This window comes from Acinetobacter sp. UBA2063 (assembly GCF_002333245.1).
Taxonomy (GTDB): Bacteria; Pseudomonadota; Gammaproteobacteria; order Pseudomonadales; family Moraxellaceae; genus Acinetobacter; species Acinetobacter parvus.
The window spans coordinates 1-16,691 of the sequence record NZ_DDAH01000258.1 but is presented as its reverse complement, the minus strand read 5'-3'; the positions used below and the strand labels follow the sequence as shown (position 1 = coordinate 16,691).

Annotated in this window: 20 protein-coding genes and 3 pseudogenes; 7 read left to right on the top strand and 16 right to left on the bottom strand. The window is 42.7% G+C overall.

All coding sequences use genetic code 11. The features are described 5' to 3' along the window. Both B4H32_RS12250 and B4H32_RS12245 read left to right on the top strand, forming a co-directional pair. A partial coding sequence (locus tag B4H32_RS12250; protein ID WP_286803284.1) for a phospholipase D family protein occupies positions 1-666 on the top strand: 666 nt, incomplete at its 5' end. 158 nt (positions 667-824) lie between these two features. Next, entirely contained in the window at positions 825-1,424 is a 600-nt protein-coding gene (locus tag B4H32_RS12245) for a hypothetical protein (RefSeq protein ID WP_286803283.1), read from the top strand. Between the two features lie 75 nt (positions 1,425-1,499). Here B4H32_RS12245 and B4H32_RS12240 read toward each other — a convergent pair whose 3' ends face one another. From B4H32_RS12240 to B4H32_RS12195, 10 genes are all read right to left on the bottom strand, one after another. Further along, positions 1,500-1,919 carry a F0F1 ATP synthase subunit epsilon gene (locus B4H32_RS12240; RefSeq protein ID WP_004674078.1) on the bottom strand — a complete coding sequence of 140 codons (420 nt, stop codon included), beginning with the start codon at positions 1,917-1,919 and terminating at the stop codon, positions 1,500-1,502. Positions 1,920-1,947: 28 nt separating this feature from the next. After that, on the bottom strand, positions 1,948-3,342 hold the full coding sequence (gene atpD / locus B4H32_RS12235) for a F0F1 ATP synthase subunit beta (RefSeq protein ID WP_004680053.1): 1,395 nt from the start codon (positions 3,340-3,342) through the stop codon (positions 1,948-1,950). 29 nt (positions 3,343-3,371) lie between these two features. Next, complete coding sequence (gene atpG, locus B4H32_RS12230; protein ID WP_004674080.1) at positions 3,372-4,241, bottom strand: F0F1 ATP synthase subunit gamma; 870 nt, start codon at positions 4,239-4,241, stop codon at positions 3,372-3,374. An 89-nt stretch (positions 4,242-4,330) separates the two neighbouring features. Further along, positions 4,331-5,875, bottom strand: a complete 1,545-nt coding sequence (gene atpA / locus B4H32_RS12225) for a F0F1 ATP synthase subunit alpha (protein ID WP_004656522.1) — start codon at positions 5,873-5,875, stop codon at positions 4,331-4,333. Between the two features lie 42 nt (positions 5,876-5,917). Continuing rightward, a complete protein-coding gene (locus B4H32_RS12220) occupies positions 5,918-6,454 on the bottom strand; it encodes a F0F1 ATP synthase subunit delta (RefSeq protein ID WP_004680055.1) in 537 nt (178 codons plus the stop codon). Between the two features lie 11 nt (positions 6,455-6,465). Continuing rightward, a complete protein-coding gene (locus tag B4H32_RS12215) occupies positions 6,466-6,936 on the bottom strand; it encodes a F0F1 ATP synthase subunit B (RefSeq protein WP_004756633.1) in 471 nt (156 codons plus the stop codon). A 39-nt stretch (positions 6,937-6,975) separates the two neighbouring features. Beyond that, positions 6,976-7,221 (bottom strand): F0F1 ATP synthase subunit C, encoded by a 246-nt coding sequence (gene atpE, locus B4H32_RS12210; protein ID WP_000424060.1) that lies wholly within the window; start codon positions 7,219-7,221, stop codon positions 6,976-6,978. Positions 7,222-7,303: 82 nt separating this feature from the next. After that, the gene (gene atpB / locus B4H32_RS12205; RefSeq protein ID WP_004680059.1) at positions 7,304-8,179 is read right to left on the bottom strand and encodes a F0F1 ATP synthase subunit A; all 876 of its coding nucleotides are present in this window, start codon (positions 8,177-8,179) and stop codon (positions 7,304-7,306) included. A gap of 100 nt (positions 8,180-8,279) precedes the next feature. Continuing rightward, the gene (locus tag B4H32_RS12200) at positions 8,280-8,678 is read right to left on the bottom strand and encodes an ATP synthase subunit I (protein ID WP_010589287.1); all 399 of its coding nucleotides are present in this window, start codon (positions 8,676-8,678) and stop codon (positions 8,280-8,282) included. A 170-nt stretch (positions 8,679-8,848) separates the two neighbouring features. Next, positions 8,849-9,688: a metal ABC transporter solute-binding protein, Zn/Mn family gene (locus B4H32_RS12195; protein ID WP_004674087.1), complete on the bottom strand. Its 840-nt coding sequence runs from the start codon at positions 9,686-9,688 to the stop codon at positions 8,849-8,851. 224 nt (positions 9,689-9,912) lie between these two features. Here B4H32_RS12195 and B4H32_RS12190 point away from each other — a divergent pair, with 224 nt between their 5' ends. From B4H32_RS12190 to B4H32_RS12170, 5 genes are all read left to right on the top strand, one after another. Next, on the top strand, positions 9,913-10,410 hold the full coding sequence (locus B4H32_RS12190) for a transcriptional repressor (RefSeq protein WP_004680061.1): 498 nt from the start codon (positions 9,913-9,915) through the stop codon (positions 10,408-10,410). After that, the gene (gene znuC / locus B4H32_RS12185) at positions 10,383-11,171 is read left to right on the top strand and encodes a zinc ABC transporter ATP-binding protein ZnuC (protein ID WP_262450562.1); all 789 of its coding nucleotides are present in this window, start codon (positions 10,383-10,385) and stop codon (positions 11,169-11,171) included. The genes B4H32_RS12190 and znuC overlap by 28 nt, the downstream gene beginning before the upstream one ends. Positions 11,172-11,174: 3 nt before the next feature. Further along, positions 11,175-11,978 carry a zinc ABC transporter permease subunit ZnuB gene (znuB, locus tag B4H32_RS12180; RefSeq protein ID WP_004674090.1) on the top strand — a complete coding sequence of 268 codons (804 nt, stop codon included), beginning with the start codon at positions 11,175-11,177 and terminating at the stop codon, positions 11,976-11,978. Between the two features lie 101 nt (positions 11,979-12,079). Next, a complete protein-coding gene (gene argS, locus B4H32_RS12175; protein ID WP_286803277.1) occupies positions 12,080-13,879 on the top strand; it encodes an arginine--tRNA ligase in 1,800 nt (599 codons plus the stop codon). 193 nt (positions 13,880-14,072) lie between these two features. Then, positions 14,073-14,678 carry an SPOR domain-containing protein gene (locus B4H32_RS12170; protein ID WP_286803275.1) on the top strand — a complete coding sequence of 202 codons (606 nt, stop codon included), beginning with the start codon at positions 14,073-14,075 and terminating at the stop codon, positions 14,676-14,678. 33 nt (positions 14,679-14,711) lie between these two features. Here B4H32_RS12170 and B4H32_RS12165 read toward each other — a convergent pair whose 3' ends face one another. The 6 genes and pseudogenes from B4H32_RS12165 to B4H32_RS12140 all read right to left on the bottom strand — a co-directional run. Beyond that, positions 14,712-15,365, bottom strand: coding sequence for a glutathione S-transferase family protein (locus B4H32_RS12165; protein ID WP_004798054.1), 654 nt, complete (start codon positions 15,363-15,365; stop codon positions 14,712-14,714). Positions 15,366-15,460: 95 nt separating this feature from the next. After that, positions 15,461-15,682: pseudogene (locus B4H32_RS12160) on the bottom strand (OsmC family protein); the annotation flags it as partial. Beyond that, a pseudogene (locus B4H32_RS12155) lies at positions 15,678-15,812 on the bottom strand (hypothetical protein); the annotation flags it as partial. The pseudogenes B4H32_RS12160 and B4H32_RS12155, both read right to left, overlap by 5 nt. 150 nt (positions 15,813-15,962) lie before the next feature. Beyond that, positions 15,963-16,241, bottom strand: a complete 279-nt coding sequence (locus B4H32_RS12150) for a DUF2798 domain-containing protein (RefSeq protein ID WP_286803286.1) — start codon at positions 16,239-16,241, stop codon at positions 15,963-15,965. Positions 16,242-16,243: 2 nt separating this feature from the next. Next, entirely contained in the window at positions 16,244-16,549 is a 306-nt protein-coding gene (locus B4H32_RS12145) for a DUF3861 domain-containing protein (protein ID WP_004758584.1), read from the bottom strand. Positions 16,550-16,582: 33 nt separating this feature from the next. Further along, positions 16,583-16,691 (bottom strand): annotated as a pseudogene (locus B4H32_RS12140) (hypothetical protein); the annotation flags it as partial.

Here is a 16,691-nt window from a genome sequence, read left to right as displayed (position 1 = left end):
CTTTTTTATTTAGAGGAACTGATCAAGAATGCTAAAGAAAGATTGATTTTAATTAGTCCTTTCTTAAAACTGAATGATCGTATCAAAGAACTTTTAGAAGACAAAAATCGTTTAAAAATAGATATTCGTATCATTTATGGAAAAAGTGATTTGCATCCTGATGAAATTAAATGGATGCAAAAACTCGATTATGTACGAGTCAGCTTCTGCAAAAATCTACATGCCAAGTGTTATATAAACGAATCAACTTGCATTATCTCTAGTCTAAATCTTTATGAATTTAGCCAAGTCAACAATAATGAAATGGGTATCCTGATAGAAAAAGATCAAGATGCAACCGTATTTAAAGACGCCTACGAAGAAGCTCAACGCATTATTCGGATCAGCGATGAAGTTCGTATTTCTCTTGATGAAGTTAAAGAGTTCGAGACTGTTCAAGACAATAATGAACAAGAGGATTTCAGCAAATTAACCACCTCTAAACTTGCGGCAAAACATAAGCTCAAAACCAATGAGCTTCTTGAACAATTTGTCCAAAAAGGTTTTTTAGTAGTTAATGATAAAGGTAAACACCAATTAACCGAGCAAGGCAAAAATATTGGAGGAGAATTCAAGTTCAATAGCTATGGTGGCTACTTCCTTTGGCTTGGAGATATGAATATCTGAACAACATCATTTACCTAAATCATCAAAAGATTTTGGGCTATAATCTTAGTAGCCCCTCTTCTTTACATAAGCAATCTTAATGAATTACAAAAATCACTTTTTTACTCATATTTTTTCATTATAGTGACGTTATTCACATATTTTGGTGCAGTTCAGCCATGATGGAAAACCAGTCGATCAAAGCCATCCTTTCAGCCATGACACTTGTTGCTGCATTTACACTGACAGGCTGTGATCAAGTTCCCCATGACAATGAGCAGGTGGAACAAGAGTCTGAATTTGAACAGCCTGCTCCAACAGCGAATCAGGATAACAGCATCGAAATGATCAAGGCACAGGACACCCAAAACCTGAGTCATGGCGATATGCTCAACATCGCACGCGATATTGCAAAGTTGCAGCTTGAGACCGATGATTATGTGGCCTTGTTAAAACAGTCACAAAGCAGCCTTGAACAGGCAATTCAGGATCAAAATGTTCAGCAACTGCAAAATACCACAGGTGAACTTAAGCAGGAATTACACGGACTGCATGACACTTTACTTTCACTAAACCTAAAAAGTAATGAGGTTGACCAGATTCGCCAGAGTCTACTTACAGCCAACCAGCAGCTTCTGAGCATGCCCTTGCTGCATGGTCAACTGGACATTGCCCAGCTAGATTTTGCAAAAATTGAAAAGCAGTTCAACACCATTCAAATGGATATAGTCAAACTGGCAACCTTAGTACTCGGCAATAAAGATGATTCAAACGCTTAAAATCCGTTTATTTTAATTTTCGATTCCATATAAAAAAGCCACCTTTCGGTGGCTTTCTCAATCTTAAATCTGCAATTACATTGCACGATTCTTGATTTTACGGATGGTTTCAAGCTGAGCCGCCGTTTCTGCAAGCGCAGCAAGAGCAGCAGCCGAGTCCAAATCACTCTTTTGGTTGGCTAACAATTGTTCAGCTTGTTTACGAGCTTCCATAATTGCAGCCTCATCCAAGTTGTCAGCGCGAATTGCAGTATCTGCAAGCACAGTCACAACATGAGGTTGAACTTCTAACACACCGCCAGATACGTAAACAATTTCTTCCGTACCATTTTCCAACTGAACACGAATCGGTCCAGGTTGGAGTAAAGTTACAAGTGGTGCATGTCCAGGTAAAATACCTAACTCACCACCCGCACCTTTTGCGATTAACATCGTAACTTGTCCAGAGTAAATCGACTCTTTAACACTTACAACATCGCATTGCATAATCGCCATGAGAATCTCCTTAAATTAGAGTTGCTAATTAAAGTTTCTCGGCTTTAGCAATCACTTCGTCAATACCACCAACCATATAGAACGCTTGTTCTGGAATGTGATCGTATTCACCAGCTAATAGACCTTTAAAGCCACGAATCGTTTCTTTAAGTGGTACTAATTTACCAGGAGCACCAGTAAACACTTCAGCTACGTGGAATGGTTGAGAGAAGAAACGTTGGATTTTACGCGCACGGTAAACAACCAATTTATCTTCTTCTGCTAACTCGTCCATACCCAAGATTGCGATGATGTCTTTAAGCTCTTTATAACGTTGCAATACGTTCTGTACAGAACGTGCAATTTCATAATGCTCTTGACCAACAACCAATGGGTCTAACTGACGTGAAGTTGAGTCAAGTGGATCGATCGCTGGGTAAATACCAGAAGATGCGATATCACGGCTCAATACTACTGTTGCATCTAAGTGAGCAAACGTTGTTGCAGGTGATGGGTCAGTCAAGTCATCCGCAGGTACGTATACAGCTTGGATCGATGTGATCGAACCAGACTTAGTAGACGTAATACGCTCTTGAAGAACACCCATTTCTTCTGCAAGTGTCGGTTGGTAACCTACCGCAGATGGCATACGACCTAACAATGCTGATACTTCAGTACCTGCAAGTGTATAACGGTAGATGTTGTCGACGAATAATAATACGTCACGACCTTTACCATTTTCGTCTTTTTCATCACGGAAGTATTCAGCCATCGTCAAACCAGTTAACGCTACGCGTAAACGGTTACCTGGTGGCTCGTTCATCTGACCGTAGACCATTGCTACTTTGTCAAGAACGTTAGAATCTTTCATTTCGTGATAGAAGTCGTTACCTTCACGAGTACGCTCACCAACACCAGCAAACACAGATAAACCTGAGTGTGCTTTCGCGATGTTGTTGATCAACTCCATCATGTTAACGGTTTTACCAACACCCGCACCACCGAATAAACCAACTTTACCACCTTTTGCGAACGGGCAAAGCAAGTCGATGACTTTAATACCTGTTTCTAAAAGATCAGTAGAAGCTGCTTGTTCAGCATAAGAAGGCGCTTGACGGTGAATTGGCAAACGCGCTTCAGTCGCTACAGGACCTGCTTCATCAATAGGGCGACCTAAAACGTCCATGATACGACCAAGCGTAGCTGGTCCAACTGGAACAGAAATCGGTGCATTTGTACTGGTTACATTAAGACCACGTTTAAGACCTTCTGTAGAACCCATTGCGATGGTACGAACAACACCATCGCCAAGCTGTTGCTGAACTTCTAGTGTAGTTTCAGTACCGTCAACTTGGAGAGCGTCATAGATCTTAGGAACGCTATTGCGCTCAAACTCGACGTCGATAACCGCGCCGATGATCTGAATGATACGACCGCTACTCATTGCTGTCTCCTCAATTCAAACTAATAATGTTAAACGGCAGCGGCACCGCCAACGATCTCGGAAATTTCCTGAGTAATCGCGGCTTGACGCAGCTTGTTGTAAATGAGCTGTAGGTCTTTAATCAATTGTCCTGCGTTGTCTGTCGCCGCTTTCATCGCGACCATACGAGCTGACTGCTCACATGCAACGTTTTCAATCACACCTTGATAAACCATAGACTCGATATAGCGAACCAACAAACCATTCAACAATACTTCTGCTTCTGGTTCGTAGATATAGTCCCAACCATAAGTACGGTTGAGATCATCGCCTGCTTGCGCTGGTGCTAAAGGAACAAGTTGTTCTACTTTAGGCTGTTGAGTCATTGCATTGACGAAACCATTTGAAACGAGGTAGATACGATCTAATTCGCCTTTATCAAATGCATCAAGCATAACTTGTACAGAGCCAGTTAACTGCTCCAAACTCGGCGCGTCGCCAAGTTGGGTCGTTGCACCAAGCACTTTACCGCCGTAATTCTTAAAAAACGAAACCGCTTTTTGACCAATCAAAGCAAATTCAACTTCAATTGACTGCTGTTGTTGTGCTTTGACATGCTGCACAACTTTCTTGAACAAGTTAATGTTCAAGCCACCCGCCAAGCCACGATCTGAAGACACTACGATATAGCCAACACGCTTAACTGGGCGGTCAACCATATAACGGTGTTTGTATTCAGGGTTTGCTTGAACTAAGTGAGCAATTACACGGCGCATATTATCGGCATACGGACGGCCTTGAGCCATGCGCTCTTGCGCACGACGCATTTTAGAAGCAGCTACCATTTGCATCGCGCGAGTAATCTTTTGCGTGCTCTTGATACTAGCTACTTTGGCGCGAATTTCTTTTAAATTTGCCATACGCTTAACCTAGTATTCGAAAGCCCTTTCGAGCTTCCGAAGGTTGATCCGTGAACCAAACTTAACTAAAGTTTTAGCTATTGCTAAAATTAGTAAGTTTGAGTCGCTTTGAAGCTCTCAATACCTGCTTTGAATGCTGCTTCGATGTCTTTGTTGTAATCACCAGTTTCATCGATCTGTTGCATTAACGCAGCATGTTCAGAACGGAAGTAAGAGATTAACGCAGCATCAAAGTCTACGATTTTCTTCACTTCTACGTCAGCCATGTAGCCTTCGTTAGATGCATATACAGAAACAGCTTGGTCAGCAATTGAGTATGGAGCATATTGTTTTTGCTTCATTAACTCAGTTACACGTTGACCATGCTCAAGTTGCTTACGCGTTGCTTCATCAAGATCAGAAGCAAACTGAGCAAACGCAGCCAATTCACGGTATTGTGCTAAAGCAGTACGGATACCACCAGACAATTTTTTGATGATCTTAGTTTGAGCAGAACCACCAACACGCGATACAGAGATACCCGCGTTCACTGCAGGACGAATACCTGCGTTGAATAATGATGTTTCTAAGAAGATCTGACCGTCAGTAATCGAAATTACGTTGGTTGGTACGAATGCAGATACGTCACCCGCTTGAGTTTCAATGATCGGCAACGCAGTTAAAGAACCAGTTTGGCCAGTTACTGCACCGTTCGTGAACTTCTCAACATAGTCAGCTGAAACGCGCGAAGCACGCTCAAGAAGACGTGAGTGAAGATAGAATACGTCACCTGGATACGCTTCACGACCTGGTGGACGACGTAATAACAATGAAATTTGACGGTAAGCAACAGCTTGCTTAGACAAATCATCATAAATAATTAACGCATCTTCACCGCGGTCACGGAAGTATTCACCCATTGTACAACCTGAGTACGGAGCTAAATACTGCATAGCTGCAGGATCAGCTGCCGCAGCTGCGACAACAGTTGTATACGCCATAGCACCAGTTTCTTCTAGCTTACGTACCACGTTTGCAATTGTTGATTGTTTTTGACCAATCGCAACATATACACATTTAATGCCAGAGTTTTTCTGAGCGATGATCGCATCGATCGCCATTGCTGTTTTACCAGTTTGGCGGTCACCAATGATCAACTCACGTTGACCACGACCTACAGGGATCATGGTATCAACTGACTTATAACCAGTTTGAACGGGTTCGTCCACTGATTGACGCCAAATTACACCTGGTGCCACTTTTTCAACAGCATCAGTTAATTTTGCATCAATTGGGCCTTTGCCATCAATTGGGTTACCTAAAGCATCTACGACACGGCCAAGAAGTTCAGGACCAACTGGAACTTCTAATACGCGACCAGTACAGCGAGCTTTTTGACCTTCTTGCAGGCTTAGGTAGTTACCTAAAACAACGGCACCCACTGAATCCTGTTCTAGGTTCAGTGCCATACCAAATAAGCCGCCGTCGAATTCGATCATTTCACCGTACATTGCATCCGCAAGACCGTGAATACGCACGATACCGTCAGATACCATGACGATGGTACCTTCGTTCTTCGCGGTCGCGCTGGTGTCCAGATCGCCGATACGCTGTTTAATGAGCGCACTGATCTCGGATGGATTCAGTTGTTGCATTGCGCTATTCCTCAATCTTTTTTAAGTTCAGTCTTTTTGCTGTTAGGCAAGAAGACGAGTCCGCATTTTTTCAAGCTTGTTAAGCGCAGAGTCATCTATCACTTGGTCGCCTGCACGAATCACAACCCCTGCGATTAACGCTGGATTAACGTTAACAGTCACATGTACAGTTCTGTTAAAACGTTTTTCAAGCGCATGAGCTAAAATATGCTCTTGTCTCGCATCCATTGGAAAAGCAGATTCAATTTCTACTTCCAATGAGTTGTTATTCTGCGATTTAAGTTGTTCGTATTCTGTTGCAATTTCAGGCAATAAGATAATACGATCATTTTCAGCAAGCAGTGTCAGAAAATTAGACAGCGCTGCTGATTGATCTTCACCTAAAACTTTTGTAAACAGACCAACTTGCTCCGCAGGAGTCAATTCAGGACGATTTAAATAAGCGGAAAATGCTTCATCTTGCACCGCAGCACTGAGCAATTGTAATGCATTTGACCAAGTGTCAGTTGCATTCTGCTCAGATGCATAAGCAAACGCTGCTTTAGCGTATGGGCGTGCCAACGTCAAGAGTTCAGCCATATTTCCCTCGCTTAAAGTTTAGCAGCCAGCTGATTCAGCATGGCATTATGAGCTTCTGCGTCAACTTGTTGGTTCAGAATTTTTTCTGCACCAGCAACTGCCAAGGCAGCAACTTGTTGACGTAATTCTTCGCGAGCAGCATTGATGTCCTGATCAACAGCTTCTTTCGCCTGTTGACGAATACGCTCACCTTCAGCAGATGCTTGGGTACGCGCTTCTTCGACCAATTGCGCTGCACGACGGTTCGCTTGTTCGATCAATTGAGCCGCTTGTGCTTTTGCTGCGTCTAATTCTGCCTTAACTTGTGCTTGCGCATCAGCAAGGTCAGCTTTTGCTTTTTCAGCAGCATTTAAGCCATCAGCGATTTTACGCTGACGCTCACTAATCGCATTGATTAGTGGTGGCCAAACAAACTTCATGCAGAATGCGACAAAGAACGCAAATGCAATCGCTTGACCAATCAATGTGAGGTTGATATTCATTTCGCTATTCCTCAATATGTGGATTTAGGAATTAAGCTATTAACCTACAAATGGATTAGCGAAGATGAAGAACAAGCCAATACCAACACCGATCATAGGCACAGCATCAAGAAGACCCGCAATTAAGAACATACGAGTTTGAAGTTGTGGAGCCAATTCTGGTTGACGAGCAACAGCTTCTAAGAAGCGGCCACCTAAAAGACCAAAACCAATCGCAGTACCTAAAGCACCGAAAGCGATCAAGATAGCAGATGCAATTGCAACTAGACCTAAAGTGAGTTCCATGAAAAATTCCTCAGAGGTTAGGTTATTACCAAATTAAACTAAAATTTAAGCCTAACCATCGATTGATAATTAGGCAATACCATTAATGCTTTTCGCTTGCCATGCTCAAGTAAACGATGGTCAGCATCATAAAGATGAATGCTTGCAACGTGATTACAAGAATGTGGAAAATAGCCCAAGGCACAGATAACGCCCATTGAATCCAGAACGGTAATAACGCGATTAAGATGAAGATTAACTCACCCGCATACATGTTACCGAACAGTCGTAGAGCCAACGAAACTGGTCGAGCAAGAAAAGTTACTAATTCCAAAATCAAGTTCACTGGAATCAATAACGCTTTTGCAACTGGGTTACTTGGGTTAAATGGGTTAAGTGCCAATTCACCGACGAAACCGCCGATCCCTTTTTCACGAATACTATAGAACAAGATTAGTGCAAATACAGACAATGACATACCAAGGGTAATGTTAGGATCTGTAGATGGAACAACCTTGAAATACACGTGGTGAGGGTCCATACCAAACACGCTTGCACCAATCTGTTGAGCTAGATAAGGAATCCAGTCTACAGGAATCAAGTCCATTGCGTTCATGAGGAAAATCCACACGAAGATGGTCAATGATAAAGGAGCAATTAAACGCGATTTGCCGTGGAAAGTATCACGAACACTTGAGTCCACAAACTCGATAATCATTTCGATTGCAGATTGGAATTTAGTTGGAACGCCAGCATTTGCAGCTTTCGCAACTATCCAGAACAACAAACAGAAAATAACACCAAGTCCGATAGACCAACCCATTGAATCCAAGTGAATTGCAGTGAACCCCATCGATTGAGCTTCTTCAGCAGTCTCAGCCAATTTCCATGTACCATCAGGCATTTTGCCATAGGTCATATTGGTCAAGTGATGCTTGATATACTCGGTCGAAGTCAGGGCATGTTCTTCAGCAGCCATAAATCACACCTGGTCAATGTCAATCATTAAAAAGAAGCGGAACGAATCCTGCGAACTGCAAAAATCTCGTACCCTCTTCCAAAAATCTCAAAAATGTGTTTCATTCTCGTTGCTGAAGACGTGACACCCAGAATGGTGCAACCCACGACATAGCCTGAACGAGGATAAACCCACAAAACAATGCTACCGCTGACAACGGTTTGACATTGCTCAAAATTAAAATAAAACCCACAATCACAATTGCAAACTTACCGAGCATTCCCCGATACATATTCAGCATGACCTGTCTTGACGCCCGTGCCCCAGCTGTCCTAAACGACTGCCAGGCAAAATAACAATGCGCCAACCAACAAACCAGTGCCCCAAGCGCAGCACTCAGGGCCGCAGTGGTGTCTTTTATCAACCATGCCAGCAACGCTGCCACAGGAATCATGCACGCCTGTAAGAAGACCAAAGCTTTTGCTAATCGTCGGTCAATCAAGCGACTAGTTCGGCTCATTTTTTACCCACTTACAGCATAACTGCTTGACAAGTTTTAATCATGATTGTTTTGAATCGCAGGCATTATAGAGTTACACCCCTGAACATGCAATCTTTTCTCGACTTAAGTCTGTTTTTTTCGTTAGCCCATTTTTTGACGATAGAGTCAATTGGTTTTTATTTTTTTCATCAATTTTGTGTACTTAATACGCATTTATCGGTTTTTGAAGCCAATTTTTTCCAAGCTGTTACAAAATTGTCCTCACCACGCATGCTTTCATCCACGGGCTGGAAAACCACTGGGTTCAATTTTCGATACTGGCTGCTGCTGGCAGATGTTTCAGCCAATAGGCACATTTGTGCTTTAGGCCGATTGTCCATGAGATATTTAATCTGGGCAGCAGTCGGTGCAATATGTGGATCATCGGTTAATGCCCCTGCAAACTTCAGGTTCAGCGCCCGCTCCAGATACTGATAGGCATCATGATAAGACCAGTAGGGTTTGGATTTACTCGAACTTTCATATTGCTGGGATGCCTGTAGCATCTGCTGGGCAAAGTCCTTGGCATTGGCCAGATATTTCGCCTTGTTTTCTGGATATTGCTGTGAACGCAAGGTCGCAATAAAGAAAGCGATCCGCACTGCATTGTTGGGATCGAGCCATACATGACTGTCCACAGTGTTCGACAGTGCAGCCCCACGCAAGTTGCGTTGTGGCAATGTGGTCAGAATACCCGAATCCAGCAGTGCAATTGCCTTGCGGTTCTGACTGAGCAGCTTGTCCAGAGGTGCTTCATGCACTTTACCAAGCCATAACACCAATGAAGCATCCTGTATTGCCTTGCGATGGGCTGGAGTAAGCTGTACATCATGGCCTGTCTGGTCACCCAGCAACAGTACTGGTTCTTCCACACCATCGGTGACTTCTTTTGCAATCAGGTAAATGGGATGTGTTGAAACCACTAAACTTTGTGTCCAGCCCCATGTGCTCAACATTGACAACAAGACCAGAAGAGAAAGGCGCAACATCACAGGATTACTCAAGAAAGCGAATCATGTTATAATATAACAAAGTTAAAAAATACCTATGTCTATTTTCAGGATTCATCACACTATCTATTACCCAGTCCATTTAATATAGATCGTTATAGATGAATTGCATGATATGATAGTGCGTCTGTTGGTACACCTGCGACACAGGTTATATATAGTCGAAATATCAATAGGCCCTACAAAAACAATGAGGTCAATTTATGAGTTCTTGTTCACACGAACATGACAATGCTTTACACGGTGTTCACGGTCATCACGATATTAAGGCGCGACTTGCTGAAGCAGAAATTTTGTGTACTGCCGCGGGCGCTCGCTTAACACCTTTGCGTAAAGAAGTGCTTGAACTCATCTTAAATGCCTCTGCCCCAATGGGCGCCTATGACCTCCTGGCAAAAATCAAGGGACAGGCAGACCGCCCTGCCGCCCCTCCCACCGTTTACCGCACCCTGGACTTCTTACTCGAGAAAGGCTTAATCCATCGGCTAACCTCAATTAATGCCTATATTCCCTGCTGTCATCCACGTGAGGGGCATCAGGCCGCATTCCTGATTTGTACCGAATGCCACTCGGTTAAGGAGGCATCGGCACAGGGCTTGATTCAGCAACTGGATCAGCTTGCCACCTCTGACCAATTTTCTGCTCAACACAGCATTATTGAAATTTCTGGAAAATGTCACCAGTGCACTCTGCCCCAATAACTCCTCCACTGATCCAGTTGGAGAACATCTCGATTCAGCGTGATGAACGGGATATTTTACGCAATGTTGATTTTGCCTTACAGGCAAAAGAGATTGTGACGCTAATTGGTCCGAATGGTGCTGGCAAGTCCACCCTGATCAAGGTCTTGCTTGGCATCATGCCACCCAATAAAGGCAAGGTTCATTTTTCCAAAAAGCTTAAAATGGCCTACGTCCCACAAAAGTTTAATCCATCCGCCAGTCTTCCATTACGGGTTCAAGATTTACTGGATTTAGAAATTTGTGCCGCAGATTTACGCGAAGAAATTGTCCGGGATACGGGCATTCAAAAATTACATTCTTCAAAAGTACAACAACTTTCAGGCGGTGAACGGCAGCGGGTATTACTGGCACGCGCCCTGTTACGCCAGCCAGACATTCTGGTGCTGGACGAACCGATGCAGGGTCTGGATATTCAATCCGAGGCTGAGCTTTACGACTATGTTAGAAGCCTACCTGAACGCTATGGCTGTGCGGTGCTGATGGTCTCTCATGACCTGCAATGGGTGATGCAGGGTACACACCGTGTGGTCTGTTTAAATAAACATATTTGTTGTAGTGGTTTACCTGAAAGCATTCAGCAGCATCCTGAATACCAAGCGATTTTTGGTACGCAACGGATGTTCTATCAGCACCATCACAATCATTGTGGACATAGCGATCATGCGGAACCCTGTTCTCATGATCCACGCCCACACATTCACCCTGAACCAAAGGTCTAAGCCATGATGGAATGGTTACAACTACTGTTACCCGCTTGGATCATGGGCACATTGTTGGTATTTTTAACTGCGCCACTGGGTTGTTTAATGCTATGGCGTAGAATGTCCTTTTTTGCAGACACCATGGCGCATGGCACACTGCTCGGTGTCGCGGTTGCAGGTATTCTGCATTTACCTTTCTGGCTGGGTGTTGGCTGTCTGGCGGCATTGCTGGTTGCCATTCTATGGGTTTTGCACGACTCACGTTTACCGAACGATGCCCTGCTCGCCTTGTGTTCAGCAACCCTGCTTTGCTCAGGCCTGTTATTAATCCAGCAAGTACCGAGCTTACGTCCAGAACTGTTAAGTTATCTGTTTGGTGACCTGCTCAGTATTGAATGGGCCGATTTACCTATCTTTGCAATCGTGATCATCAGCGCCCTTGTGGTGCTTTACCGTTCATGGTCGGCACAAATCCAGATTGCCATTGATCCCGACATTGCCATGAGCGAGGGAGTCAATGCCAACTGGCAACGCCTGGTTTTCATGCTGTTGCTGGCCTTGTTTACTGTACTGGCATTACGTGCCGTGGGTTCACTACTGATGGGTGCGCTACTGGTGATTCCTGCGCTTAGTGCTCGTTTGCTGGCACACTCTCCTAAACAGATGGTGATCTGGGCATTCATACTGGCACAATTTGGCGTTACAGTTGGGCTGTGGTCAAGTGCGGCGCTCAACATTGCCACAGGTTTAAGTATTGTATTGTGTATGGCGCTTTGTTTTGCCATTATTTTTATTGGACAGAAACTGAGTTCACGTTCCTCATAACATTTAACCGATTGCAGTTTGAATGAATCTCTTGCCAATTTGGTTAACGCGACAAAATTTGCTATATTTAGCGTTTTTCCGCGACACTTATTTCGGTAACTATGAATACGGCAATACAATCAGCGCTTGATCATGCGGTACAATCCCTTCAACAACAAGGGGTACTTCCTTCCGATTGGACCAATACGAGCCATTTAACCCGTACCAAAGACCGAAGTCACGGTGACTTCGCCTCCAATATTGCCATGATCGGCTCTAAAGCTGCTGGTATGAAACCACGTGACCTAGCTGAAAAAATCTTATCAGCACTGCCTGAAGTCGCTGACATTACAAAAGCAGAAATCGCAGGTCCTGGTTTTATCAACTTCTTTTTAAACGCAGACCAGCGCTTTGCTGTGCTTGACCAGATTCAGGTACAGAAAGACCAATATGGCCGCAGCCAAGCCAATGCAGCTAAAAAAATCCAAGTCGAATTTGTTTCTGCAAACCCAACATCTAGTCTGCATGTGGGACATGGTCGTGGTGCAGCTTACGGCATGACTGTTGCGAATCTTTTGGAAGCAACAGGTGCACAAGTTGACCGTGAGTACTATGTCAATGATGCAGGTCGCCAAATGGATATTTTGGCAACATCAACTTATTTACGTTATTTAGAATTGACTGGGCAAACGCTTGTTTTCCCTAAAAATGCCTATCAAGGCGACTATGTTAAAGAAATCGCACAAAGCATTATTGATCAAGATGGCGATGCACACGTTCGTCCAGTTGCTGACATTTACAACGATGTACCTGAAGATGTTCAATATGCTGAAGAACTCGATGCCGAAGGCAATAAAGTTATTCTGTCTGGTGATAAAGAAAAACACATTGATGGCTTAATCGCCAATTCACAACAACAGTTAGGTGCGGGCTATCGCGTATTTCACCAAGCGGCTTTACATGCCATTTTGGATGATATCAAAGATGACCTTGCTGACTTTGGCGTGACTTTTGATGAATGGTTTAGCGAAGCTTCGCTAACCGAAAAAATTGATGAAGCACTTGCGACGCTTGATCAACGTGGCTTTCTTTATGAAAAAGATGGCAATATTTGGTTTAAATCAACTGAATTTGGCGATGAGAAAGACCGTGTGGTGAAACGTCGTAATGGCCAAACCACTTATTTTGCATCTGACATTGCTTACCATTTGAATAAACTACAACGTGGTTATACTGACCTGATTGATATTTGGGGTTCAGATCACCACGGTTATATTTCACGTGTAAAAGCTGCCATTGATGCAATGGGTTACGACTCTAAAAAACTGACTGTTCTTTTAGTTCAATTCGTGAGTTTATGGCGTGGTGGCGAGATGGTACAAATGTCATCTCGTTCAGGTCAATTCGTGACTTTACGTGATCTACGTAAAGAAGTGGGTAATGATGCGGCACGCTTCTACTACGTGATGCGTAAATCTGAACAACATATTGACTTTGATTTAGACCTTGCCGTTTCTCAAAGCAAAGACAATGCGGTGTACTACATTCAGTATGCCCATGCACGTGTAAATAGCATTTTGAACCGCGCGAAAGAGAAAGGCATTACATTTGATGTCGCATCTGCTCGCCAAGTTGCTAATCTCTTAGCATTAGAGACTGAAACAGAGATTCTCGCTAAATTAGCAGCTTATCCTGAAATTTTGATTCGTGCTGCAAATGTCTACGAACCACATCAAATTGGTAATTATCTAAAAGACTTAGCTGCGCTATTTCATGGATGGTATGCGCAAGATGGCGTTAAATTTGTTGATGAAACAAATATTCCTTTATCACAAGCGCGTTTATTGCTTTCAATTAATGTACAGCAAGTTTTACGTAATGGCTTAGAGTTACTTGGTGTATCTGCTCCTGAAGCGATGTAATCAATACACACAGTTGCAATAAAAAGTTTGAATCTGAAATATTGTTGTTAACAACACTATACAGATCTACTTTTAAACTTAGCCTATCATTGGTCGGCGATATCTTAAGCAAAGCATTATTTTCAAACATAATGCTTTGTTTTTAGCCAGATTCAAGTTACAAATAATCCAATAGAATCAAGAGGAATTTCAGGTGTTTGGAAAAACGCAACGTGGTGTATCTGAACGACCAAACAAGCCGAAAAAACCACTTATTCCAAAGTGGTTGGGAATGCTTGTGGCAATTCTTGCGATTCTATGTGTTGGTGTCATGCTCATGCTATGGCAACCATGGCAACCTGTTCCAGCAAAAAATCAGGTAACATCCGATCATTATCAAGAAGAAGATACCAACAAAGATTATCGTTTCTACGATTTGTTGCCACAACAACAAGTTACTCCAATCCCTGAACAAGCTGTACCTGAAACCAAACAACAAGGTAATGTCGTGATTATTGAATCACCAAAACCTGAAACTACCACAGAAGATGCAACAGCGATTAGTTCGACTGAGCCAGCAGTGCCAGCTCAAGCAAGCTATATTTTACAAGTACGTAGCTATCCTGATCCTGACAGTGCTGATGCGCGTCGTGCAGAAATTATTTTGAATGGTTTATCTGCTGATGTCGTGAAAACAGTGGAAAATGGCCAAACATGGTATCGTGTGTTTTCTGGCCCTTATGATAGTCAAGATGCTGCCCTTGCTGCTCAGCAAACGCTACAACATAGTGGTATTGATTCAATCGTCATCAAGCGCTAAACCCTATCGAATAAAGGGGAACGATTGGTTCCCCTATGCACACTGAGAATTTAAACTTTTTTGCTCAGCACGCTGAAATGCTGAACGTTGTTGCACACGGTGTACAAAAGCCTGAATGTTGGGATATTTTCCATGTAAACGCTTTTGAATTGCAATCAATGGAAAAGCCATCTGAATATCTGCAAAAGAAAAATCTCCAGCAAAATAATCATGCTCGCCTAAATATTGTTCAAGGTATAGCATGTGCTCTTTGATGCGAGGACGAACAAATCCAGCTTTTACACCATCCGTTACTTTTTCAGCGATAGGTCGAATCACCCAAGGAACATGCTTACTCACATTATTCATCACCAAAGTCATGACTAATAAAGGCATGAGAGAACCTTCGGCATAGTGCATCCAATAGGAATATTGCCGCTGGTCTTTTGCTTGTTCTGGTTTAAATTTTTGCTGCCCATCATACTGCTGTTGCAAATAATCCAAAATAACAGCAGATTCTACAATAACCTCTTCATCATCAACCAGAATTGGTGCTTTTCCTAAAGGATGAATTTGTTTAAGACTCTCAGGGGCTGCATAACTGGACGATCTTTGATAATACTCAACTTGATAATCCATACCAAGTTCTTCTAATGCCCACAATATACGGAACGAACGTGAACATTGTAGGTAATGTAAGGTAATCATTTTTGTGCCTGCTTTGTCTACGCAACTGCTGTATGAATCCCTCTCACAGTTACGTTTAGAATTATGATTTGCCCAAGCACAATAGCATTTTAGTCTTAAATAATCACGATCTCTATGTCTAAACTGCGTAACAAAGTTTTAGTAACTGGTGTTTTGCTACATACATTGAGAAGTTTTTCTTGTAACTCCTGTGAAATAGGTTGTTTAAATATTACTCGACGTTCGATTCGTTCCTGTTGTTCACGATTGCTGTGAAAGTCAACCTCAACGCTAAACTCGCCCAAATCCATATCCTTATGCTTGGCATACATCCGTAGGTAACGCGCGTTTAATGATTGTACCCTTGCCATTCTCAGCTGAACGAATGGTGAACTCTTGAATAAATTGATTGATATAAGTTTTACAATCTTTTGAATCAGAAATATCGTAATCGTTATTATTAGTCATGATATTACTCTCTTTTACCTATGCTAGTGCAATGAGTTGTTTTATTGATCTTAACAATATCAACAGTATTCAATATAGTCTTTTGGTAATACGCAGAGTGTTATGCATGGGACAATCCTGACTCAGGACTGATAAGCAGCATTCTTTCGCTCAGTGAAGTGGCATCTCCACAATCAGACTCGTTAGGCGTCGCACCAATGGCAAGAAAACAAGCACCACAGGATAGGCAATCAACCATGAAAACAGCCATGTTGACAGCCACTTCGTTGCGAATCCATCTATTAGCCCAACATTCATTAGTAAGTTCATCAATGATAATGTTGCGCTCATCAGCCCCGATAGTAATAATGGCATAATCCAAGCAGCATATTTTGCAGGTAATTTAGTAAAGAAAGCTTTCTTTGTTTGTTGCATGCCATTTGCCCCCATACTCATTCAGCCTGTTTCTTTACATGTTGCTTTAGATTCTTCATAAATTGACCGAACTGCGGCAAGAATTCTTCGAATAGTGGATGATCTTTATTTTCCAGCATCACTTCGCTGAAAAGTTTTAAACCCACCGCAAAAGCTTTCGTGGTTTGATCATCAAAAAATTCAGCACTATTTAAACGTTCAACGATCTCAAAAATATCGTCATGATTTCCAGTATAAAACTCTAAACGTTCGGTATAAGTCGAGGCTTGTCCTTTCGCATCTTTTAAATGTTGTACGGTGACATGGTATTGATGTTGTTTCATAAGTTTTCTCTAAATTAATATTGGATAAGGTGTTTATAAACGTCCAATCGCAATGGCGGCTTGATCAATCTTTTCAGCAATTTGATAAATTTGCTCTTGCTGTAGATCGGCAATATTGAGTTTTAATCGAGATCGGAAGAGC